23 protein-coding genes are annotated in these 22,649 nt (G+C 67.2%); 9 read left to right on the plus strand and 14 right to left on the minus strand.

The annotated features are described in order from the left end of the window. Nucleotides 1-372 precede the first annotated feature (372 nt). From ACQP0P_RS33130 to ACQP0P_RS33145, 4 genes are all read right to left on the minus strand, one after another. Entirely contained in the window at nt 373-501 is a 129-nt protein-coding gene (locus ACQP0P_RS33130) for a hypothetical protein (protein WP_433362411.1), read from the minus strand. Between the two features lie 153 nt (nt 502-654). Continuing rightward, nucleotides 655-1,206: a LysE family translocator gene (locus ACQP0P_RS33135; protein ID WP_433362414.1), complete on the minus strand. Its 552-nt coding sequence runs from the start codon at nt 1,204-1,206 to the stop codon at nt 655-657. Between the two features lie 237 nt (nt 1,207-1,443). Further along, nucleotides 1,444-1,770, minus strand: a complete 327-nt coding sequence (locus ACQP0P_RS33140; RefSeq protein WP_433362417.1) for a branched-chain amino acid transporter permease — start codon at nt 1,768-1,770, stop codon at nt 1,444-1,446. 6 nt (nt 1,771-1,776) lie between these two features. Next, a complete protein-coding gene (locus ACQP0P_RS33145; protein WP_433362420.1) occupies nt 1,777-2,535 on the minus strand; it encodes an AzlC family ABC transporter permease in 759 nt (252 codons plus the stop codon). A 140-nt stretch (nt 2,536-2,675) separates the two neighbouring features. Between ACQP0P_RS33145 and ACQP0P_RS33150 the strand changes: the two genes are divergently transcribed. After that, nucleotides 2,676-3,053 carry an Lrp/AsnC family transcriptional regulator gene (locus ACQP0P_RS33150; protein ID WP_433362423.1) on the plus strand — a complete coding sequence of 126 codons (378 nt, stop codon included), beginning with the start codon at nt 2,676-2,678 and terminating at the stop codon, nt 3,051-3,053. Nucleotides 3,054-3,359: 306 nt separating this feature from the next. Here ACQP0P_RS33150 and ACQP0P_RS33155 read toward each other — a convergent pair whose 3' ends face one another. After that, nucleotides 3,360-3,839 (minus strand): hypothetical protein, encoded by a 480-nt coding sequence (locus ACQP0P_RS33155; protein ID WP_433362426.1) that lies wholly within the window; start codon nt 3,837-3,839, stop codon nt 3,360-3,362. Between the two features lie 77 nt (nt 3,840-3,916). Between ACQP0P_RS33155 and ACQP0P_RS33160 the strand changes: the two genes are divergently transcribed. After that, nucleotides 3,917-4,267, plus strand: coding sequence for a winged helix-turn-helix domain-containing protein (locus ACQP0P_RS33160; RefSeq protein ID WP_433362429.1), 351 nt, complete (start codon nt 3,917-3,919; stop codon nt 4,265-4,267). A 153-nt stretch (nt 4,268-4,420) separates the two neighbouring features. Then, nucleotides 4,421-5,146, plus strand: coding sequence for a sensor histidine kinase (locus tag ACQP0P_RS33165; protein ID WP_433362432.1), 726 nt, complete (start codon nt 4,421-4,423; stop codon nt 5,144-5,146). A 270-nt stretch (nt 5,147-5,416) separates the two neighbouring features. Here the strand turns inward: ACQP0P_RS33165 and ACQP0P_RS33170 are convergent, their stop codons facing one another. After that, entirely contained in the window at nt 5,417-6,487 is a 1,071-nt protein-coding gene (locus ACQP0P_RS33170; RefSeq protein ID WP_433362435.1) for a LacI family DNA-binding transcriptional regulator, read from the minus strand. 248 nt (nt 6,488-6,735) lie between these two features. Between ACQP0P_RS33170 and ACQP0P_RS33175 the strand changes: the two genes are divergently transcribed. From ACQP0P_RS33175 to ACQP0P_RS33195, 5 genes are all read left to right on the plus strand, one after another. After that, nucleotides 6,736-7,290, plus strand: coding sequence for a cellulose binding domain-containing protein (locus ACQP0P_RS33175; RefSeq protein ID WP_433362438.1), 555 nt, complete (start codon nt 6,736-6,738; stop codon nt 7,288-7,290). A 149-nt stretch (nt 7,291-7,439) separates the two neighbouring features. Beyond that, nucleotides 7,440-10,169 (plus strand): beta-L-arabinofuranosidase domain-containing protein, encoded by a 2,730-nt coding sequence (locus tag ACQP0P_RS33180; RefSeq protein ID WP_433362441.1) that lies wholly within the window; start codon nt 7,440-7,442, stop codon nt 10,167-10,169. Nucleotides 10,170-10,210: 41 nt separating this feature from the next. Further along, complete coding sequence (locus ACQP0P_RS33185) at nt 10,211-12,217, plus strand: family 43 glycosylhydrolase (protein ID WP_433362444.1); 2,007 nt, start codon at nt 10,211-10,213, stop codon at nt 12,215-12,217. Between the two features lie 16 nt (nt 12,218-12,233). Continuing rightward, nucleotides 12,234-13,733: an endo-1,4-beta-xylanase gene (locus ACQP0P_RS33190; RefSeq protein ID WP_433362447.1), complete on the plus strand. Its 1,500-nt coding sequence runs from the start codon at nt 12,234-12,236 to the stop codon at nt 13,731-13,733. Between the two features lie 94 nt (nt 13,734-13,827). Next, nucleotides 13,828-15,267, plus strand: coding sequence for a non-reducing end alpha-L-arabinofuranosidase family hydrolase (locus ACQP0P_RS33195; RefSeq protein WP_433382243.1), 1,440 nt, complete (start codon nt 13,828-13,830; stop codon nt 15,265-15,267). Between the two features lie 37 nt (nt 15,268-15,304). Here ACQP0P_RS33195 and ACQP0P_RS33200 read toward each other — a convergent pair whose 3' ends face one another. Continuing rightward, complete coding sequence (locus ACQP0P_RS33200) at nt 15,305-15,538, minus strand: hypothetical protein (RefSeq protein WP_433362449.1); 234 nt, start codon at nt 15,536-15,538, stop codon at nt 15,305-15,307. A 64-nt stretch (nt 15,539-15,602) separates the two neighbouring features. Beyond that, nucleotides 15,603-16,514, minus strand: coding sequence for an aminoglycoside phosphotransferase family protein (locus ACQP0P_RS33205; protein WP_433362452.1), 912 nt, complete (start codon nt 16,512-16,514; stop codon nt 15,603-15,605). 352 nt (nt 16,515-16,866) lie between these two features. On the opposite strand from ACQP0P_RS33205, the gene ACQP0P_RS33210 reads away from it, so the two are divergent. After that, the gene (locus ACQP0P_RS33210) at nt 16,867-17,748 is read left to right on the plus strand and encodes a hypothetical protein (RefSeq protein WP_433362455.1); all 882 of its coding nucleotides are present in this window, start codon (nt 16,867-16,869) and stop codon (nt 17,746-17,748) included. A 141-nt stretch (nt 17,749-17,889) separates the two neighbouring features. Here the strand turns inward: ACQP0P_RS33210 and ACQP0P_RS33215 are convergent, their stop codons facing one another. The 6 genes from ACQP0P_RS33215 to ACQP0P_RS33240 form a co-directional block, all read right to left on the minus strand. Next, nucleotides 17,890-18,180: a hypothetical protein gene (locus ACQP0P_RS33215; protein WP_433362458.1), complete on the minus strand. Its 291-nt coding sequence runs from the start codon at nt 18,178-18,180 to the stop codon at nt 17,890-17,892. Nucleotides 18,181-18,250: 70 nt separating this feature from the next. Beyond that, on the minus strand, nt 18,251-19,435 hold the full coding sequence (locus ACQP0P_RS33220) for an RNA-guided endonuclease InsQ/TnpB family protein (protein WP_433362461.1): 1,185 nt from the start codon (nt 19,433-19,435) through the stop codon (nt 18,251-18,253). After that, nucleotides 19,428-19,853, minus strand: coding sequence for an IS200/IS605 family transposase (gene tnpA, locus ACQP0P_RS33225; protein WP_433362464.1), 426 nt, complete (start codon nt 19,851-19,853; stop codon nt 19,428-19,430). The genes ACQP0P_RS33220 and tnpA overlap by 8 nt, the downstream gene beginning before the upstream one ends. An 801-nt stretch (nt 19,854-20,654) precedes the next feature. Continuing rightward, nucleotides 20,655-21,449: an aldo/keto reductase gene (locus ACQP0P_RS33230; RefSeq protein ID WP_433362467.1), complete on the minus strand. Its 795-nt coding sequence runs from the start codon at nt 21,447-21,449 to the stop codon at nt 20,655-20,657. Continuing rightward, a complete protein-coding gene (locus ACQP0P_RS33235) occupies nt 21,446-22,048 on the minus strand; it encodes a hypothetical protein (protein WP_433362470.1) in 603 nt (200 codons plus the stop codon). Before ACQP0P_RS33235 ends, ACQP0P_RS33230 begins: the two co-directional genes overlap by 4 nt. Further along, nucleotides 22,042-22,641 carry a 3'-5' exonuclease gene (locus tag ACQP0P_RS33240; protein WP_433362473.1) on the minus strand — a complete coding sequence of 200 codons (600 nt, stop codon included), beginning with the start codon at nt 22,639-22,641 and terminating at the stop codon, nt 22,042-22,044. Before ACQP0P_RS33240 ends, ACQP0P_RS33235 begins: the two co-directional genes overlap by 7 nt. Between the last annotated feature and the right edge of the window lie 8 nt (nt 22,642-22,649).

Genomic DNA, 22,649 nt, shown 5'->3' on the forward strand with positions numbered 1-22,649 from the left:
TGGCCGCGAAGAATGTCCGCCTGCCAGCCGCGCACGCCCCCAATACGGGTAGTCGGAGTGGAATCACGATACGGTAGGTATCCATTCATGTCAGCCTCCCGGATTCGTTGATTCGCCCGGAATGAGCGATTACGACGACAAGTATCCCCGCACCCGGGATCGATAAACACAGGCCTCGCTCTCGACGGTGAGCGCCAATCCTCCCTGGATCCTCGGCACGTACGTCGGCCATATCGGCTACCTTCCTGCTAAAATTTCACGCAAGAGAAAAAGACATACCGGAATGCCACCTCTATATCGATCTAGCGCAACGGTAATGCGGAGCCTTTCGAGATAGATCCCAGGGCTGACGGCGTTCTCAAGACGGCGTTCTCAAATCGTGAGCCCGAGAGCGATCAACGGGCTGCCGAAACCATCGCGGGCCCAGCGGGTTCCCTCGGCGATGCCGGCGATGCCGGTGAAGTCGAGCAGCCGCAGCGCGCCGATCGCGTAACTGCGCATGACCGCCAGGACTGATGGGGCTGAGGCTGTCCGGCAGGCTCCCCACATGACCCCGCCAAAAGTGGCGGCCGACTTCGGGGCAACATCACTTCGCCGCCGGCTCACCCGTCCGCGGCTGGACCAGTTACCCAACCGAGGTTGCGTGACGGGCCGCTAGCGAAACTCGGCCGCCAAACGAACGCCCAGGACAACCAGCACAAGCCCGGATACCTGCTCCAGCCGATGCCGGACCCGCGGCCGACCGAAGAACCGTCGCGCCGCCCCCACCAGCCACACGACCCCCAGATACCAGGCCAGATCGATCAGCGTAGACACCGCGGCGAGCAGCAGCAGCGCGCTGAGCACGGGCACGCCGGCCGGCACGAACTGTGGCAGAAATGACATCGCGAACAGGCCCGCCTTCGGGTTGGCCAGATTGGTGACCAGCCCTAGCCGGAAGTTGCGCCCCCACGAATCCGGCGCCCGCTCCACCGCTTCAGCTGCAGCCCCATACCCACCCCTGCGGGCAGACCACAGCGCCTTCACTCCCAGATAGATCAGGAAAGCCGCGCCGGCAAGCCGCAGCGCGTCGTAGACCAATTGCGAAAGCGCCAGAAACGCGGACAACCCCAGTGCCGCGGCCACCGACCACAACAGCCATCCCGCCTCGTTGCCCAGCACGGCCGCTATACCGGCCCGTCGGCCAGACGTCATGGACTGCCGCATGATCACAACTGTGCTCGGCCCCGGGACCATCGAGATCAAAAGAGTGGCCCCGATAAAAAGGGGCAAGTTTTCCAACATCTGCCCATAATGGACACTCTGCGTCAGGTGCTGCAACCGCCCCCCTCACCGAAGTTTTGGGGCCGGCCGAGGTGCGGGGAAAAGCGGCCATGGGTCGATCTTGGAGCCGCTGAGCTGGGAAAACTGCACGCCCGCGCCGGGTATGCATGCGATGGGTCGTCAGGTCTGCCAGAGGGTCGACAGCACCACGTGCAAGGTGGTCGCGCCCAGGACGCTGATCACGGCGTTGCGGGTTTTCAGGTGCAGCCCGATCGCGGTGGCCAGGGCCACCGCGGTGGGCACGACGGCCGACCAGGTGGGGCGGACCTCGCGCAGGGTGTACAGGGCGAGGATCAACATGATGCCGGCGGGCATCTGCAGGGCGAGGTAGCCCAGGACGGCCGAGCGGCGCAGCGGAGTCAGGACGGCGAACGGCAGGGCGCGCAGGCCCCAGGTGACGGCGGCGCTGACGGCCACGGCGGCGGCCAGGTAGTGCGGGCTGGGCACGGGTTCTCACCTTTCCCCGGCTGAGACGGCCGCGGCGGGCACGGGGCGGGTGTGATCGTCGGGCGCACGGGAGGCGGTGTGGCGGTCCACGGCGTAGCGGATCAGCAGGCCTGCGGTGAACAGGGCCATCGCGACCGGCAGCACCTGCCCGGGAGTCAAGAGTGCGGCGACGGCGAAGCCGGCCGCGGCCAGCAGGGGAGCTGGCAGATCCCGCTGGGCGCGCCAGGCATCGATCGTCAAGACCACGAACAGGGCGGTCAGGGCGAAGTCCAGGCCGTGCAGGGTGAGCGGGATCAGGGATCCGGCGAGCGCGCCGAGGGTGGCTCCACCGACCCAGTAGCCCTGGCACAGCACCTGCATCCACAGAATGCGGGCGCTACTCCAGGAGCGGGCGCGATCGCCGGTGGTCATGGCGTAGGCCTCGTCGGTGAGCGCGAAGGTGGCGTAGATGCGGCCGAGCGGCCGGACCTGCGACAGCGGGAAGGACAGGGCGTAGAAGACGTGCCGGAGGTTCACCAGCAGCGCAGTCACCGCGATCTGCCCCAGCGGTGTCACCGAGGCGACCAGGCCCAGCAGCAGGAACTCCAGCGACCCGGCGTAGACCACGGCGGTGAACACCGTGGCCCACCACCAGCTCAGCCCGGTGTGCACCACCAGGACGCCGAAGCTGATCCCGAGAGGGAACAGGCTGAGCCCCACCGAGGCGGTGTCGGCCGCTGCCGCCGCGAAGTCCCGCGACCCGCCCCTCGCTCGCATTGCACTCATGAAAGCAATTTTAGTGCGTATAGTGCATAATATGGTTTCAAAAACCATCAGGGGTGAAGCATATGAGCAATATTATTAGGCTTGACCACATTGATCGTGAAATATTATTTCACCTTACTCGGGACGGCCGGCTGTCGAACGTGGAGCTGGCCGGCCGGGTGGGGCTGACTCCCCCGCCGTGCCTGCGCCGGGTCAAGCGCCTGGAGGACGCCGGCGTGATCGCCGGGTACCGGGCGCAGATCTCCCCAGCGGCCCTGGGCCGTTCCCTGGAAGTGGTCATCTCGGTGGAGATCGCGGTCAACGACCTGCAGACCGTGGAGGACTTCGAATCCCGGGTCGCGGCACTGAAGGAGGTCATGGAGTTCCGGCGCATGTTCGGCCGCCCGGACTACTACATCAGGGTGGCGGTCGCCGACCCGATCGCCTACGAGGAGTTCCTCAGCCGGCAGATCCTGCCGCTGCCCGCGGTCTCCCGGGTCGACTCCCACATCACCATGAAACGCATCAAAGGGGTCTAGCCCACATACGCCCAAAACCCACATCCGATCTCGATGTACCGGATGACGCACCCGGATCGTGCGGCTGCCCTCGCGGTGAACCAGCAGGTCGGCACCATGTACTGGATAAGAGACCGTTGCCACGTACCTGAGGCGGAACATCAGGGGTGTCAGTTTCCGAAGCAGCCTGCACTGTCGGCGTAAGGGCCCAAAGGCGGTTCGGCGGACCTCGAGGTTCGGGCATGTTTCCGGCATTGTCCGAGCCGTATCCCGGGGTGCTACCGCCGAACGCGCCGAGCGGGTTCCGCACCTTTGAGGGAGCGGAACCTAACGTGGCGCTTTCCTGCGGTGTACGGCTATCGCCACCCCGAGGGCGAGGGCGGCATACCCGCAGGTCACGGCCAAACCTCCCCATGGCGGGAGCGGGTAATAGCCCCCGAGCAGTGACTGGTCCACGTCCACATGCGCGAACGTGGGGACGCTCTGCGTGATCGCGAACCCGGCGGCAGGGGTGATCATCAGCAGCCATGGCACCAGACCCGCGGTCGCCAGCAGGTAGGGCACGACGACCAGCGCGATGGCCAGCCCGACGGCGACGATGCCCCGCTTGACCAGCGCGGCCAGGCCCAGAGCCAGCACGGCGGCGGCCGCGGTCAGCGCCGCGTAGCCGACGATCACCCGCAGCTCGGTACCCAGGGTGATCGGCTGAATCGGGTTCTGATTGGCACGCAACATCGCCAGGCCGACAGGGACCACGACCCCCGAGGTCACCAGCCCCGTCACGAACGCGACCGCGCCGACCACCATGGCCTTGGCCTCCAGCAGCCACGCTGGATGCGGCTCGGCCGGCAGACCGGTCCCGATCAGCCCGCCGGTGTTCCGCCGTGAAGAACGAGACCGCCACCACGAGCACCAGGATCAGCCCCACAGCCCCGCCGCTACCGCCCACCCTGGTATGCGGGGACATCACCCTCGATCCGGCCCGCCGTATCGCGTTCCGGGCCGGTCGGCGCCTTGACCTGAGCCCCAGGGAGTTCGCCCTGCTCGAATGCCTGCTCGCCGTACCCGGCCTGGTCATCTCCGCCGAGGAACTGCTCGAACGCGTCTGGGACGAGGCCGCCGACCCCTTCAGCAGCGCCGTCAAGCACACCATGCACCGGTTACGAGCCAAGCTCGGTGACCCGCCCGTGATCGAGACCATCCGCGAAGGCGGCTACCGCATCGGACCGTCATGACCCCCCGGACGCTCGCCGGCAGGTCCCTGCAGACGCGGCTCGCGCTCGCCTACGCGGCGGGCATCTACGCCGCCGGGGTCTTCGTGGTCGTATTCGTCGCCGTCCCGCTTGCCGGCATCCACGCGGCCACCCCCAAAGACCACCCCTCATCGAGTGCGATCACCGAAACCGGGCCCGGGATCGGCCTGCCAGGACGCCCTCGCTCTTGGCGAACACCAGGAGCGGCTCGTCCGAGCGCTGCTCGCTCTGGCCACCAGCGAGCGCGGCGTCACCCGCTGGGACACCCTCGACCTCGCCCACGTCGTCGAAGGAGTGATCGCCTCCCGCCGCGACCAGGCAATGGAGAGACGCGTCGACCTAACCGAACACCTGACGCCCGCAGTGACGGCCGGGGACCCGAGACTGATCGAAAGCCTCGTCGCCAACCTCATCGACAACGCCATCCGCCACAATCACGAAGACGGGCAGGTAAAGGTCACCACACAGACCTCCGGCACGCAGACGGCCCTTACCGTCACCAACAGCGGGCCGGTCATCCCCGACAAAGCGCTCTTCGCCGCTCGATCGACCCAGCATGCCCCGCCCGTTTCGGACCCCGCAACGTATTTACCGGAGCTGGAACCGTGCGGTCGGGCTCAGCCGGAGCTCCTGCATCGGCTTCGCGGATCGGCAGACCGGCTCCGGCAGCACCGGCTCCCGCCAGACCCGCGACGCGGCGAGCTGCCGGCGTACGCGCGGCCCGGCGACATCGTGCATATCTCCGAGATGTTCCGCCTCGTGCGCGGCACCCAGGGCACCCCGGCGATCCCGGCACAGCGCAAGGCCCGCCGCGAATACGAGAACCGTGTCAACACCCTTCCGGCTACAGCCGGACCATGATCGTTCTCAGCGCCAACGGCTGTACCGATGTTCCCCACAGCCGTTTCCCCCTGACGAGGTCGCCCGGCTCGGCGGCGCGTCGCTCGTGTTGGTGCGGGGCAACGACCGCCGCGACACCGGCCTTTCATGCTCGGACGCCAAGCCGGATCGCCGGTTCCTCAGGCACCGGCGAACAGCAACGATCAGCGAGAGATGGGCATTTGCGTTGACAACTCTGCCGGCAACGCCGGGTTACGTTACGGCCTCGTCAATCGTTCATGCCACAGAAACTTACGTAAGATCCACAGGCATTTTCGGCTTCCCCTGAAAGGCAGCCGTGCTCTCGCGGATCACGAGCTCGGTGCCCAGCTCCACTCGCCTCTGCTGAAGCGACTCCCCCTCAGCCAGGCTGATCAGCATGGTGGCGGCCGTGGCGCCCATCTCGATCAGGGGCTGGCGGATCGTGGTGAGCGGCGGGATGGCCCAGCGCCAGGGGGGCATGTCGTCGAAGCCGATCACACTGAGGTCGTCCGGGATGCGTAGGCGCAGCTCATGGGCAGCGTGGTAGACGCCGACGGCCTGGCCGTCGTTGGACGCGAAGATCGCAGTAGGTGGCTCAGGCAACTTCATCAGTCGGCGGGTGTGGGCCAGGCCGTCCTCGATCTGAAACGCCCCCTGGCAGATCAGGTCGGGGTCGACCGGCACGCCGGCGGCATCAAGGGCGGCACGGTAACCGTCCAGGCGTGCCCGGCCGGAAAGCGCGTACTCAGGCCCCGTGATCATCGCGATTCGGCGGTGACCGAGTTCGAGAAGGTGACGGGTGGCCTCCAGGCCACCGCTCCAGTTGGTGGCCCCCACCGAAGGTACGCCGCGGCCAGGATCCCCGGCGGGATCCAGCACGACCAAGGGAACCTCGCGAGTGGCCAGCCGCACGCGCTGGTCATCCGTGGGACCCGAAAACACCGTGATGACACCGGTGGGGCGGCGGCTGAGCACGTCCTCGATCCACCGGTGTCCCGGGGCATGCCGACCGCCGAGCTCGGAGATCACCACGCTCAGGCCATGCCGCCGGGCGACCTGCTGGACACCCTTGACGATCTCTATCGGATAGTCGCCCGCCAGCTCGTGAAAGACGACCTCGATGAGGCCCGCCGGTTTGATGCGGCGGCGTTGTCTGCGGTAACCGTGCTCTCGGATGAGGCCCTCGACCAGGGCGCGGGTCTCCGGGCCGACCTCCGAGCGGCCGTTGACGACCTTTGAGACGGTGGCCATGGAGACTCCGGCCAGCTCGGCGAGCTGAGAGAGGGTCAGTGGTTCGGAGGGGGCCGAGTCGGCGTGGGGGGATTCCTCGGTCGAGGTCATATCGGGAGTGTATCCGGGCGGTTTTCGGTCTCTCGTTATGGCCGTTTCCGCTGTTCCTCCCCCTTTCCAGCCCGCTTCACCAGACGCTTGGAACGATCGTTGATCCGGCAGGTATCGGAAGTCAACCGGAAAATTTCCATCGATCGGCTCGGGTGTCCCGAGTCATCCATCAAGGTCCGTCGAGGAAGTTAGCCGGATTCGGCCAGAATTCTACGGTTGCCAACTGGTGACTTCTGTGAAACTTTCACATGCGCGGGCAGCGCGACGTGATCTCCCACCGGACGAATGCCCAGGCCGGGAAACGTGTCAGTGGCAATGCCCAGGTCAGCGAAGGTTGTGACTCGTTGACCTGGATCGAACAGTCGGATGTACTCCGCGACAACGCATCCACGGGAGCAGGCCATGGAGATCTGGAGTCTCGAATGTTAGCGATAACAGGTTTTAGTGGCCGCCACCTCTTAGACGTGGCCAAGGAGCGTTGGATGCTCTCCTCATCTCGAACGCACATCCAAGGCGGACCTTTCGCTCACCCTCCGCTGTACCGACGACTGGTCATCCTTGTGATGTCGGTCCTGACGCCGGCTCTGATCGGCCCGCTGACCGCGACCAGCGCACACGGAGCGGTCGCCTGCCGGGTGGAATACACGATCACCAGCCAGTGGAACGCCGGCTTCACCGCCAACGTGATGATTCACAACCTCGGCGACGCGGTGAACGGCTGGCGGCTGACATCGACCCGATCAACCTGTCATCGAGCACCGCCGACCGGCAGGACGCGACCTTCCGGGTTACCTCATGAGTGAAATGTTATCGCTAACAATTTCTCCGAGCGCGGCACCTACGCACCAAAAGCCGTGGTCAGCCGCGCCAACGGCCTGACCGCGTGAAATGGATAGCCGACCGTGGTGGCTTCGACCGGTCACCTCACCCCCCAGCCCTAAGGAGCTTCCCCATGTCCCTGAGCCGTCGCCAACTCTTTCGGGCCGCGGGCGCGACCGCCGCGCTCTCGGCCGTCGGCCAGATGGTGGGCACGCCTCATGCTCTGGCCGCGCTCCCGTGGGCCAGATCCGAAGTCGGTGTCTCGGCCTACGAGTTCGACCTCGGCCAGGTCCGGCTGACCTCCGGCCGCTGGCTGGACAACCAGAACCGCACTCTCAACTACCTGCGCTTCGTCGACGTCGACCGGCTGCTGTACGTCTTCCGCGCCAACCACCGCCTGTCCACCAACGGCGCGGCGGCCAACGGTGGCTGGGACGCGCCCAGCTTCCCGTTCCGGTCCCACATGCAGGGCCACTTCCTGACGGCCTGGGCACAGGCCTATGCCGTACTCGGAGACACCACCTGCCGGGACAAGGCCAACCAGATGGTCGCCGAGCTGGCCAGATGCCAGGCCAACAACGGCGCGGCCGGGTTCACCACCGGCTACCTGTCAGGCTTCCCCGAGACCGACATCACCGCGGTCGAGAACCGCACGCTGAGCAACGGCAACGTGCCGTACTACTGCATCCACAAGACCCTCGCCGGGCTGCTGGACGTGTGGCGGCACATCGGCAACACCCAGGCCAGGACCGTGCTTCTGGCCCTCGCCGGATGGGTGGACACCCGGACCGGCCGCCTGTCCTCCAGCCAGACGCAGGCCATGCTGGGCACCGAGTTCGGCGGCATGAACGCCGTGCTCACCGACCTGTACCAGATGACCGGGGACTCCCGCTGGCTGACGGTCGCGCAGCGCTTCGACCACGCCGCCGTCTTCGACCCGCTCGCCTCCAACCAGGACCGGCTCAGTGGCCTGCACGCCAACACGCAGGTGCCCAAATGGATCGGCGCCGCGCGGGAGTACAAGGCGACCGGGACCACCCGCTACCGCGACATCGCCGCCAACGCCTGGGCCATCACGATCAACGCCCACACCTACGCCAACGGCTCCAACAGCCAGGCCGAGCACTTCCGCGCCCCCAACACCATCGCCGCGCACCTGACCAGGGACACCGGCGAGGCCTGCAACACCTACAACATGCTCAAGCTCACCCGGGAGTTGTGGACGCTGTCGCCGACCCGGGCCGACTACTTCGACTACTACGAGAACGCCCTGCTCAACCACCTGCTCGGCCAGCAGAACCCGGCCGACAGCCGGGGCCACGTCACCTACTTCACCCCGCTCAACCCCGGCGGGAGGAGAGGCGTCGGCCCGGCCTGGGGCGGCGGCACGTGGAGTACCGACTACGACTCGATGTGGTGCTGCCAGGGCACCGGCATCGAGACCAACACCAAGCTGATGGACTCGATCTACTTCCACAACGGCACCACACTGTTCGTGAACCTGTTCGCGCCCTCCACGCTCAACTGGTCACAGCGCGGCATCACGGTCACCCAGACGACGTCGTATCCGGTGAGCGACACCACATCGTTGCAGGTCACCGGCAATGTGAGCGGGTCATGGACGATACGGGTCCGCATCCCGGCCTGGACCCAGGGCGCGACGATCAGCGTCAACGGCGTCCAGCAGAACGTCGTCACCACCCCGGGCACCTACGCCTCGATCACCCGGTCGTGGACGTCGGGCGACACGATGACCGTACGGCTCCCGATGCGGGTGGTTCTGAAGGCCGCCAACGACAACCCGAACCTGCAGGCCGTCACCTACGGCCCAGTCGTGCTGTCGGGCGACTACGGGAGCACATCCCTGTCGTCTGCGCCGGCACTGACCCCTTCGACGATCACCCGGACCAGCACCTCGACGCTGGCGTTCACGGCCACGGCCAACGGGGCATCGGTGAATCTGGGTCCGTTCTACGACGCCGCCGACCACAACTACGTCGTCTACTGGAACGCCACGGGGCAGGGCGGCGGAGGCGGCGGGACGAGCTTCCGGCTGATCAACGCGGCCAGCGGGCTGGCACTCGGCATCCAGAACATGTCGACCGCGGACGGCGGTCTGGCGTTGCAGTGGACCGACAACGGCACCGCCGACCATGACTGGGTGCCGATCGTGGACGGCAACGGGCTGCGGTTCCGCAACGTCAACAGCGGCAAGGTGCTGGGCGTCGAGAACATGTCGACGGCCGACAACGCCCGGATCCTGCAGTGGGATGACAACGGCACCGCCGACCACCGGTGGACGATCACTGACGTCGGCGACGGCTCGGTCAAGATTCGCAACGCCAACAGCTCGAAGCTGCTGGGCATCCTGAACGGCTCCACCGCCAACGGCGCCCAGGCGGTCCAGGATTCCGACAACGGCTCGGCCGACAACCAGTGGCGGTTCGTGCCCAACGGCGCGCGCCGCGTCCAGAACGTGGCGACCGGCATGGTGCTCGGGGTCACCGACATGTCCACCGCCGACGGCGCGCTCGTCATCCAGTGGGGCGACACCGGCACCGCCGATCACCTCTGGACGGCCGCCGCCGACACCGGCGGCTACCTGCGCTTGCGTAACTCCAACAGTCAGAAGGTGCTGGGGGTGGAGAACGCCGCCACCGCGGCGGGTTCCCGGGTCGTGCAGTGGGCCGACAACGGCACCAATGACCACCGCTGGCGGCTGCGCTACGGCAGCGACGCCACCTTCCGCATCCAGTGCGCCAACGGCGGCCGGGTCCTCGGTCTGGCCGGCACCGCCCAAGGCGCGCAGATCGTGCTCACCGACGACAACGGCTCGGACAACAACCTCTGGAGGTTCCTGTGAGACGTGTGCTCGCGGTTCTCTCATCTCTGCTCCTCGTGGGCGTGTTTCTCACGACCCAGTCCGCGAACGCGGCGACCGTCGACACCAACGCCTGGTACGTCCTGGTCAACCGCAACAGCGGCAAGGCCCTGGACGTCTACAACCTCTCCACCAACGACGGCGCCCGCATCACCCAGTGGACCCGCAACAACGGCAACCAGCAGCAGTGGCAGTTCGTCGACTCCGGCGGCGGCTACTACCGCCTGAAGTCCCGCCACTCCGGCAAGGTACTGGACGTCCACAACTTCTCCACCGCCAACGGCGGCTCGATCGTCCAGTGGGCCGACGGCAACGGCACCAACCAGCAGTTCCGCCTGGCCGACTCCGCGGGCGGCTACATCCGCCTGATCAACCGCAACAGCAACAAGGTCGTCGAGGTCCAGAACGCCTCCACCACCGACGGCGCCAACATCGTCCAGTACGACGACTGGGGCGGCAACAACCAGCAGTGGCAACTCGTCCAGGTCGGCAGCGAACCGAACCCGACCCCCACACCAACGCCGACCACGGGGGGCGACTACACCAATCCGGTCGTGTGGCAGGACTTCGCCGACGGCGACATCATCCGGGTCGGCGACGCCTACTACTACTCGGCCTCGACGATGCACTACTCGCCGGGCGCGCCGATCCTGCGCTCCTACAACCTGGTCGACTGGGAGTACGCCGGCCACTCGGTCCCCCGGCTCGACTTCAACTCGAACGCCTACGACCTCAACGGCGGCCGGGCCTACGTGAAGGGCATCTGGGCATCGACCCTCAACTACCGGCCGAGCAACAGCACGTACTACTGGATGGGCTGCGTCGAGTTCAACCGCACCTACGTCTACACCGCCTCGGCGGTGGACGGCACCTGGACCAAGCGCTCCCAGATCAACAACTGCTACTACGACGCCGGCCTGCTCGTCGACGACAACGACACGATGTACGTCGCCTACGGCAACGGCACGATCAGCGTCGCCCAGCTCTCGGCCGACGGGCTCAGCCAGGTGCGCGCCCAGCAGGTGTTCCAGACCCCCTCCAGCGTCGGCACCCTGGAGGGGGCCCGCTTCTACAAGCGGAACGGCTACTACTACATCTGGCTGACCCGGCCCGCGAACGGCCAGTACGTCCTGCGGTCGACCAGCCCGTTCGGCCCTTACGAGATGCGCCAGGTCCTGCTGAACATGCCGGGCCCGCTCGTAGGCGGCGGCGTGCCCCACCAAGGCGGCCTCGTGCAGACCCAGAACGGCGCCTGGTACTACATGTCGTTCGTCGACGCCTACCCGGGCGGCCGGGTGCCCGCTCTCGCGCCGATCACCTGGACCGGCGACGGCTGGCCTACGATCCAGACGGTCAACGGCGGCTGGGGCGCCTCCTACCCCAAACCGAACATCCAGACCAACCGGACCGTCCAGTCGATGATCGGCCCCGACACCTTCACCTCGGGCGCGCTCGGCCACCGCTGGGAATGGAACCACAACCCCGACAACACCAAGTGGTCGTCGGGCAGCGGCCTGCGGTTGCAGACCGCGACCGTCACCAACGACCTGTACAACGCCCGCAACACCCTGACCCACCGCATTCAGGGTCCGTCGTCCACCGCGACGATCGAGCTCGACTACTCGACGATGAGCAATGGTGACCGGTCCGGGCTGGCGATGCTGCGCGACTCATCGGCATGGATCGGCGTCAAACGCGACAACGGCACGAACCGGGTGGTGATGACCAACGGCCTCACCATGAACAGCAGCTGGCAGACCACCGGAACCGGTACCGAGGCCGCGAGTGCCAACATCTCCGGCGGCCGGATCTGGCTGCGTGTCAACGCCGACATCCGTCCAGGCTCCGGACGCCAGGCCAGATTCTCCTACAGCACCGACGGCGTCACCTTCACCTCCCTCGGTCCGGCCTTCACGTTGAACAACGCCTGGCAGTTCTTCATGGGCTACCGCTTCGCGATGTTCAACTACGCCACCCAGTCCCTCGGGGGCGCGGTGACAGTACGCCGGTTCGACCTCACCACACCGTGAAACGAGAGGGCACCCCATGATGAACACCCCAAGCCGATCGGCCCGGACCTCCGGGCACCCACGGCTGTGGAAACTCCTGTCCCTGCTGAGCGCCTGCGTGGTCGCCATCGGCATGTCGGTGGCGATCTCCGTTCCGGCGAGCGCCGCCTCCACGCTGGGCGCGTCGGCGGCGGAGCGAGGCGGTCGCTACTTCGGCGCCGCCGTCGCCGCGAACAAGCTCGGTGACTCCACCTACGTGAACATCCTGAACCGCGAGTTCAACTCGGTCACCGCCGAGAACGAGATGAAGTGGGACGCCACCGAACCCTCGCGTGGCTCGTTCAACTACACCAACGGCGACCGGATCGCGAACCATGCGATCAGCCGGGGCATGAAGGTGCGCGGGCACGCCCTGCTCTGGCACTCCCAGATGCCCGGCTGGGCCCAGAGCCTGTCCGGCTCGACACTGCGCAGTGCCGCCATCAACCACGTCACCCAGGTCGCCACCTACTACCGCGGCAAGATCCACTCCTGGGACGTCGTCAACGAGGCCTTCGCCGACGGCACCTCCGGCGCCCGGCGTGACTCCAGCCTCCAGCGGACCGGCAACGACTGGATCGAGGCGGCGTTCCGGGCGGCCCGCGCCGCCGACCCCGGCGCCAAGCTCTGCTACAACGACTACAACACCGACGGCATCAACGCCAAGAGCACCGCGATCCACAACATGGTCCGCGACTTCAAATCACGCGGCGTCCCCATCGACTGCGTCGGCTTCCAGTCCCATCTCGGCAACTCTGTCCCCGGCGACTACCAGGCCAACCTCCAGCGCTTCGCCGACCTCGGCGTCGACGTCCAGATCACCGAACTCGACATCGCCGGCTCCAACCAGGCCGACAACTACGCCACCGTCACCCGCGCCTGCCTCGCGGTCGCCCGCTGCACCGGCATCACCGTCTGGGGCATCCGCGACAGCGACTCCTGGCGCACCGGGGAGAACCCCCTGCTCTTCGACGCCGCCGGCAACAAGAAGGCCGCCTACACCTCGGTACTGAACGCGCTCAACGGCGGCAGCACCAACCCGACGCCCACGCCGACCTCGGGACCGATCGACACCAACGCCTGGTACGTCCTGGTCAACCGCAACAGCGGCAAGGCCCTGGACGTCTACAACCTGGCCACCAACGACGGCGCCCGCATCACCCAGTGGACCCGCAACAACGGCAACCAGCAGCAGTGGCAGTTCGTCAGCTCCGGCAGCGGCTGGTACCGGGTCAAGTCCCGCCACTCCGGCAAGGTCCTCGACGTCTACAACTTCTCCACCGCCAACGGCGGCTCGATCGTCCAATGGGCCGACGGTAACGGCACCAACCAGCAGTGGCGCGTCGCCGACAGCGGCGGCTACGTCCGCCTGATCAACCGCAACAGCAACAAGGCCCTGGAGGTACAGGGCGCCTCCACCACCGACGGCGCCAACATCGTCCAGTACGACGACTGGGGCGGCAACAACCAGCAGTGGCAGCTCGTCCGTGTCGGCTGAACGGTTCTCGAACAAGGAGCACACCTTGGAAATCACGCACACCCGGCGCCCGCGCCGGAGCACGATGGCGATCATCGCGGTCGTGACCACGCTCATGGCCAGTCTCCTGGTCGCGATGGGCTCGACGACTGCCGCGAACGCGGCGGCCGTCGACACCAACGCCTGGTACGTCCTGGTCAACCGCAACAGCGGCAAGGCCCTGGACGTCTACAACCTGGCCACCAACGACGGCGCCCGCATCACCCAGTGGACCCGCAACAACGGCAACCAGCAGCAGTGGCAGTTCGTCGACTCCGGCGGCGGCTACTACCGCCTGAAGTCGAGGCTCTCCGGCAAGGTGCTGGACGTCTACAACTTCTCCACCGCCAACGGCGGCACCATCGTCCAGTGGGCCGACCTCAACGGCACCAACCAGCAGTGGCGGCCGGCCGACTCGGCGGGCGGCTACATCCGCCTGATCAACCGCAACAGCAACAAGGCCCTGGAGGTACAGGGCGCCTCCACCACCGACGGCGCCAACATCGTCCAGTACGACGACTGGGGCGGCAACAACCAGCAGTGGCAACTCGTCCAGGTCGGCAGCGGGCCCAACCCGACCCCGACCCCGACCCCGACGCCGACCGGCACGTGCGCTCTTCCCTCGACGTACCGCTGGACATCGACGGGCTCACTGGCGACCCCGAAGTCGGGGTGGGTCTCGCTCAAGGACTTCACCGTCGCCCCCTACAACGGCAGGCAGCTCGTCTACGCCACCACCCACGACAACGGCACGAGCTGGGGTTCGATGAACTTCGGCCTCTTCACCAACTGGTCCGACATGGCCTCGGCCAGCCAGAACACGATGTCTGCTTCCACTGTCGCGCCCACGCTCTTCTACTTCGCCCCCAAGAACATCTGGGTGCTCGCCTACCAGTGGGGCGGACCTGCCTTCTCCTACCGCACCTCCACCGACCCCACCAACCCCAACGGCTGGTCGGCACCGCAGACGCTCTTCTCCGGAAGCATCACCGGCTCCGGCACAGGCCCCATCGACCAGGCGCTCATCGGTGACGGCACGAACATGTACCTGTTCTTCGCCGGCGACAACGGCAAGATCTACCGGGCCGGCATGCCCATCGGCAACTTCCCCGGCAGCTTCGGCTCGAACTCGACCGTGATCATGAGCGACACGACGAACAACCTGTTCGAAGCCGTCCAGGTCTACAAGATCCAGAACGAGAACCGCTACCTCATGATCGTCGAGGCGATCGGCTCGCAGGGCCGCTACTTCCGCTCCTTCACGGCCACCAGCCTGAACGGTACATGGACACCGCAGGCCGCGACCGAGAGCAACCCCTTCGCCGGCAAGGCCAACAGCGGCGCCACCTGGACCAACGACATCAGCCACGGCGAACTGATCCGCACCAGCGCCGACCAGACCATGACCGTCGACCCCTGCAATCTGCAGCTGCTCTACCAGGGACGCAGCCCCAACTCCGGCGGCGACTACGGCCTCCTGCCCTACCGGCCGGGCCTGCTGACACTACAGCGCTGACGGCATGACACAGGTCCGGCTCGGGCGTTCCTGACGTTCACCGCAAAGGCGTACGCCCCATCGGGCGAGCGCAGTCACGGCACGCGATCAGGACCGTGAGCCTGTTCTTGCTGACCACGTTGTTGCCGTCCCTGGCCAGGGCCGACAACCCGATCGTGCAGACCATCCACACCGCCGGCCCGGCGGCGGCGAGCGTGATCCGTACGGCCGCCTTCACGACGGTGGGCGCGGGTGACCGCGTAGACGTCGCGTGGAGGCGGCCGGCACGCACTCAGAGACAGAGACGGCGCGGACTCGGAGACGGCACGGCCGGGTGAGCGCCGGTCCCGATGACGTCAGCCGGCTCGATCGTGGTCGGCCAGGACCTCGTCGATGACGTGACGGTTCTCCGCGGCTTTCCGCTCATCCCTGTCGATGTTCTCGGCCAGGGTGATCAACGCCTTCCACAGGGCCCAGCCACGAGCACGCGCCCACGTGGCGGGATCCTGAGCGACGACGTTGCGGAAGACCTCCCGGCTGTTGCCGGAGAACATCGTCCACGCGATCACCAGGTCGCAGGCGGGATCGCCGACGCCCGACGTCCCGAAGTCGATGACGGCCCTCAGCTTTCCATCCCTGACCAGCAGGTTCCCGCTCGCGATGTCGCCGTGGAACCACACCGGCGGCCCGGACCAGGTCGCCTTGAGCGCGGCGTCCCACACGGCCGCTGCCCGGGTGGTGTCGACGCGGCCCTCCAGGGCGGCGAGGGTACGGCGTGTCTCGTCGTCGTAGTAGGCCGGCGGCGCACCCCGGTGGAAGCTGTGCGCGCCCGCCGACGGCCCGCCGGTCGCGTCGACGCGTTGCAGGGCGAGGACGAAGCCGGCGACCGAGGCCGCGAACCCGGACAGGTCGTCGACGCGGTCGGGGCTCGCGGTCTCGCCGTCCAGCCAACCGCGGATCGACCAGTTGAACGGGTATCCCTCGCCCGGAACCCCCTTCGCCAGGGGAACGGGAATGTCGACCGGCAACGACGGGGCGAGCACCGGCAACCATCGGTCCTCCTTATCGACCGCCGGGGCATAACCGGACGCGGTGGGAAGACGTGCCGTCATCTCGTCACCGAGACGGTAGGTGCGGTTGTCCCACCCGTCGACCTCGACCGGTGTCACGGGAAGGGCGCTCCAGCGGGGGAACTGGGCGGCGACCAGCTGCCTCACCAACCCCGCGTCGATGCCGGCGCGCCCGTCGATGTTCCTGCTCTCGACCACCCCGAGAGTGTGTCGGCCGTCCCCTCCACCACGCAAAAGGTTTTCCGCGTCCATGCGGTCGGCGTACCGGCGAAACCGCCCGCGTCGAGCCACTGCCTGATCCCGCCCTGTGGGGGCGAACCATCCAGGATGAGAGATATGCCGTTGTCGCGTTCGCGTAGCCGTTCGCCCTACGGTCGTGTGGGTGGCGGCTGCCGCGAGTATCGGCTTCATCGTCGTCCGCTTCCTCCCCGTGGAGCGACGTCAGCGCTCTCTGGCAGCCGCGGAGTCGCCGTGAGAAAATCCGCATGGCCCGGCCGAACTCCACTTTTCTACCCAGTGCTGCAAAAAGCCTAAAAAGGACGAATACTCCATGAGACGATGGGCTGCCCTGGCGGTCGCCGTACTGATCGCGTCCATGTCGGGCGCCATGAGTCCCGCCGCCGCGCAGACAGGCGCTCCTGATCCGGCACGCGCGCTCAAGCAGCAGTTCCGAAGTGAGCATGGCGTTCGGATTTCCGAGACCAACCGCTTCTTCTACGGCAAGAAGTCGACGGTCTCCGGGAGTGGGATCCGGATCAGCGGTCATCTCCAGTTGGCTCCGTCAGGTCCGGTGGCTGCGGATTTCACCTGGTGGGATCTCTCCTGGCCGAAAGGCAAGGGGCTCCCGTCCAAGAAATCGGATCCCTACCGGGTGATCCGCGTCGGTAAAAACGTGTACGACGACGCCACCCGGTACCCCGGGCCCGTTCCGGATGGCAAGAAGTGGGTCCGGTTCCCGAACGAGCACAGGGGACGCATGAACCGGGACATGGCCCGGGGCGCCAGCCTGCAGCCGATCGACATGTACGACCTGTCCATGATGAAGGCCGTACTGAAGCGCTCAGCGAGCAAGGCCGTCTCCGGCGGTTTCCTCTACCAAGGCACCGTGAGCTACCAGGAACTGCGCAGAATTTCCAAGAGCGCCCCCATCGCCTGGACCTCGGGGAAGGCCATCGGCAAGAAGAGCAAGGGGAAGGTCTCCTGGCAACTCTGGACCGGCCGTGACGGTCTGCCCAAGCGCCTGGTCACCACCGACACCGCGGGAGTGGGGAAAGAGCCGCTGGTCAAGCGGAGCGACACGCGCTACACCGACTGGGGATGCCGTCTCGTCATCACCACCCCACCCGCCGACGAGGTCATCGACGAAGAGGATCTGCTGGAGTACGTCCGCAGGCAGAACACGTCCGCTCCGACGGACGCCAAGAACACTTAAGACACTCCGTCGATCACACCGCGCGGTCGCCCGTGACCCTGCTCACCGAACCGAGGTTCCCCCGGCAGTCCGGACAGTTTGGTGCGCGGGTTAGAGCACATCGGGCCGACCACTGCTTGGTGCGGGTCGGCACGATGGATGTCAGGCGGCCAGAGCCAGCGTCGGAGGCAGATAGGTGATGTCGCTGGTGGCGGTGTAAAGGCGCCAGTTCAGCGAAGCGGGGCGGCTGACCACGGTCACATGCGGTCCCGCTGCCGCCAGCCAGGCGGCCAGGTCGGCGAAGTACCCGTCCCCCGAACCGATGACGACTCGCTCGAACCGCAGGTCGATCCTGCCGCTCACGGCCGCTTCGGCGAGGGCGCTGTCGGCTCCGTCGGCGCCCGGGCGGATCAGCAGCTGCACCCCACGGATCGCGATTCCCACACTCACCATGGAGCGAGGGTTCACCGCGACGATGAACTGATCCGTGACTCCTCCGCTCCCTGAAGGGAGCGGCTTCTCGCTAAGCCGCTTGCGCGACGTCGCGAAGGGCAAGCCCTGCCCGCAGGATGTTGATCGCCGCGTTGACGTCGGCGTGCGCCGCATGAGCGCACCGCTGACAGACGAACGTGGCCTGGGCGAGGCGGTTCTCCTTCGCGACATGCCCGCAGCGGGCGCACGTGCGGGAGGTGTGGGCGGGGTTCACCGCGATCAGCTCTCGACCGGCGCTTTCAGCCTTGTGCGACAGGATCGTCAAGAACACCCCCCAACCCGCGTCGAGAATCGAACGGTTGAGGCCGGACTTCTGGGCAACATTGCGGCCGGGCACCTCGACGGTGCCGGACGCCGAGCGGGTCATGTTCGCGATCCGCAGGTCCTCGCAGGCGATGACGTCGTAGTCGCGGACCAGCGCGAGTGCGGCCTTGTGCGCGCCGTCGAGGCGTTGACGGCCGACCTTGCCGTGCAGGGCGGCGACCCGCGCCACCGCTTTACGGCGCCGCGTGGAGCCGCGTTTCCTGCGGGCGAGGTTCCGCTGGGCGACGGCGAGGCGCTCGGCGGAGGCGGCCAGGTGGCGCGGGTTGTCCAGGTGCTCGCCGTCGCTGGTGGTGACCAGCCAGGCCACGCCCAGGTCGATCCCGACGACCGCGCCGGTGGCGGGCAAGGGTTCGGCAGGTACGTCGTCGCACGACAGCACGACGTACCAGCGGGAGCCTTCCCGCTTGACACTGATCGTCTTGACGGTGCCGCGCACCGGCCGGTGCCGGTGGGCGCGGATATGCCCGACACCCTGGAGACGCACGTAGGTGGCGGTAGGGTGTTCGGGCTGGGAGTCCCACCGGCAGCCGTCGCCGTCTTTGGGCCAGGTCACCGTGTCGAAGCACCCCTTGCCCTTGAAGCGGGGAAACCCCGGGGTGCGCCCGGCCTTGACGCGGGCGAAGAACGCGGCGAACGCCTTGTCCAGGCGGCGCAGGGTGGCCTGCTGGGAGGAGAACGACCACCGGCCCTGACCGCCGGTGTCATCGGCGCGGATGTGTTTCAGGTCGGCGGACTGCTCGCCGTAGCGGATGCTCACGCCCGCTTTGGCGTAGGCGGTGCGGCGGTGCTCCAGCGCGGCGTTGCAGAGGGCGCGGTGGTCGTCCAGGCAGGCGGTCAGCGCGGCGGCCTGCCTGCTGGTGGGGCGGAGCAGGAACTTGAACGACCTACGCACGAGCACCACCACTTTTGGAGGTGCGCTCGTACTGAGTGTTGATGTAGCGCCGCACCGTCTCGGCCGACACCGCGCCGACCGTGGCCACGAAGTACGACCGCGACCACAGCGTGGGCAGCTGGGAGCGCAGGTGCGGGAACTCGGCGCGCAGGTGGTGGGAGGTGAAGCCCTTGAACTGGTTGGCCACGTACGACGGCGAGTTCTTCGGGTTGGGCTTGACGAACAGATGCACGTGGTCGGGCATCACCTCAAGCGCCACGATCTCCCACCCGTGCTCGTCGGCCTTGGTGCGGATCAGCTCCTCCAGGCGGTCCTTCACCCGCCCGCCAAGGACCGGGCGGCGGTACTTCGGGCACCACACCACGTGGTACCCGAGGTCATACGCCGCACCGGGAGAAGTGCGTATCCGACGAGTCACATGATGTTTATAACAGCGCCGCTCATCTAATGCACGACGAACGGAGATCTCTGATGCGCAGACCAGACAGGTCAGGGCACGCTCGGGCCTTGGCGGCCCTCCCGCTCCCGATTCCCCCGTCGCCTAAAGGCGACGGTCCCCTCGGGAGGATCTGATGGGGCCGATCGGGACGCGCTCCCGATACTCGTTCATCGTCTGCCTCACCTGAGCCGTCGTCGGCGAGGAGGACGCCGTCAGGTTCTCGATGTCCAGAAGGTGGATCGACCGTCCGTCACGCAGGGATCTCATAGCCCGCCCCACCCGCTTCTCTCTGTGGCAAGTGAATCGAGAATAAGTTCTGTGAACTCAGTATGCAAGTTTTTTACCAGCGAGACGTTCACAGCGAAGCCGCCTGGAGGGCATGAACATCACCTGCTCCGCCCCGCACCCGGGTGAGCTACGAAATCACCCCGCCCTTCTGGAAAGGGCGGGGTGATGTGGGCTTTCCGAGGTCAGGCGATGGTGGCCTTCCATCGGCCGCGCCGCAGGTGGATCGTCCCGTCGGGGCTGATACGGACGTCCGCGCCGTACAGCCGATGGTGGCGGCGCCGCGGCCGACACCGCGCCCGGTCGATCGGGCTGTACACCACCCTCTGTCACAGCAATCTGACAGAGAGGGTGGCGTATGGCATGCCCGGCCGCTAGCGCTCGCCGCCGACGGCGGCCATGTACGGGTAGGTATTGACCAACACAGCGCCAGGGGGCAGCCACGCGCTCTGGACGTTCTTGTACGGCTCGGCGTTGATCGATTTCTTCTGCTGGCTACCCTGTCTCGTTGCGCTGGGCGCAAGTCTTGGTGGTGACCTGCACCAAGGCGTGCAGGTGCTGCGGGCTGCTGGTGGCGGGGATGGGGGCGACGTGCTCCCCAAGAGCCAGTAGCCACCCCAGCGACTTGTCGATGCCCGCGGTGGTTATGAGGCGGCCGGCGTTCAACGGCCGATAAGGAATGTAGGGGATGCCGTTCTCAGCGCAGTAAACCAAGGCCGGATCTCCGGGTTCGTCGAGGTTGAGACAGTTCTGCACGGCGGCGATGGCCGCTACTTGGGAGGCGCGGTGGATCTGTTCAGGCGTGACCTTGGACAGGCCGATCGCGGCGATCTTCCCTTCGCTCTGGAGAGCAGCGAGTTCCCCGACCTGGTCGTCCAGCGGGACCGCGGGATCGATCCGGTGCAGGTAGCACAAGTCGATGCGGTCGACGGCCAGGCGTCGCAGACTGGCTTCGACGGCGGCGCGCAGGTAGTCCGGTCGACCGAGCGGTTTCCAGACATTCGGGGCGGGGCGGATCATCCCGACCTTGGTGGCCAGCAGGGTCTCGTCCGGGTAGGGGTGCAGGGTGCGGCGTATGAGGTCTTCGACGGTGTGCGGGCCGTAAGCGTCGGCGGTGTCAAAGTGGGTGATGCCCAGTTCGCTCGCGGTGCGCAGCACCGTGCGGGCGACGACAACGTCGGTGGGCAATCCCCAGGTGCCGGGGCCGGTCAGGCGCATGGTTCCCAGGCCCAGGCGGGAGACGCGCTTGCCGGCGATGGTGATGGCGCCGCCTGGCGGGAGGGTGGTCACGGCGTCTCCAGCGTGTCGAGGACGGTGGCCACGGTGGTCTGCACCGCTGCGGCGTGCTCGGAGTGGGGGACGGGCAGATAGTCGGGCCTCTGCTCTGTGAGGATCTTGTGTAGGTGCCGGTCGACGCGGGCCCGGAATGCCGTGTCGGAGTAGTCGGGGTCCTTGCCGGCGGGGATGTCGAACGGGGCGGCGGGGTCGAGGACAGTCGCCAGAATCAGTGCCTGGCGGCTGGTGTGTAGCTCTGTCAGGGCGGTCAGGCGGTCGAGATCGGCAAGTGCAGGCCGCTGGCTGCGATGCTCGGCGGCGGCCAGGTAGTAGGCCAGGGCGGTGTGCGCGGTGCCGTCAGCGATGACGATGTCCGAGGTCAGTTCCGCCTCCAGGGCGGCGGCGGTCCCGAACGCGATAATCCATTCGGTGGAGGTGGGGGTGTGCCGAGTCATCTTGGGGAACCCGAGGTCGGCGGCTCGTTTGGCCAGGCCACCGACGCGGGTCACGGTCAGGCCGGTCGCACGCAGCTCCATCTCGATGCGGCGGGTCAGCCGGGTGGTGTCAGTACCGTGGGTTCCGGCGATACCAAGGTGGACGGGGAAGGTCACCATAGGGTCTGTTCCTCGTGGTCGGGGACGGCGGCGCCGGGCATGCCCGGGGGGACGCCCGCTGCGGCGAGAACCTGCCAGGTGGGGTAGTGGCCGGCGAGATCGAGCAGGAGCAGCGCGGTGGCGTGGGCGTCGAACCCGGCCCGGTGCCGACAGCCGGGAATGCCATCCAGTGGGATAGCGGTGTGGGTCAGGAGCGCATCGAGGCCGTAGCCGGGCGCGTCCGGGTAGGTGGCGCGGGCCAAACGTAGAGTGTCGATGACCCCGGCGGGCTCCCAGCCGGGCAGGTGGCGGCTCAGCGCCGTGTAGTCCACGTGCGCGTTGTGGGCGGCGATCCAGGCTCCCTGCAGGGGCGCCTGGATCGCCGGGGCGACCTGCTCCCAGCGGGGAGCGTCGGCCACGTCGTGGTTGGTGATGCGATGCACCCGAGTGGCGAAGGACGTGATCGGCCGCGGCGGCCGCACCAGCGTGCACAGCGTCGGCACCGGCCGACCACCTGCGATGCGGACAGCGGCGACCTCCACCAGGTCCGGCGGGGTGGCGCCGTTGCCCTCCACATCGACGACGAGCAGCTCAGGCCAGGTACCGAAGTCCACGGTCTCTC

Origin of the sequence: Streptosporangium sp. CA-115845 (assembly GCF_050943795.1) — a bacterium.
Lineage (GTDB): Bacteria > Actinomycetota > Actinomycetes > Streptosporangiales > Streptosporangiaceae > Streptosporangium.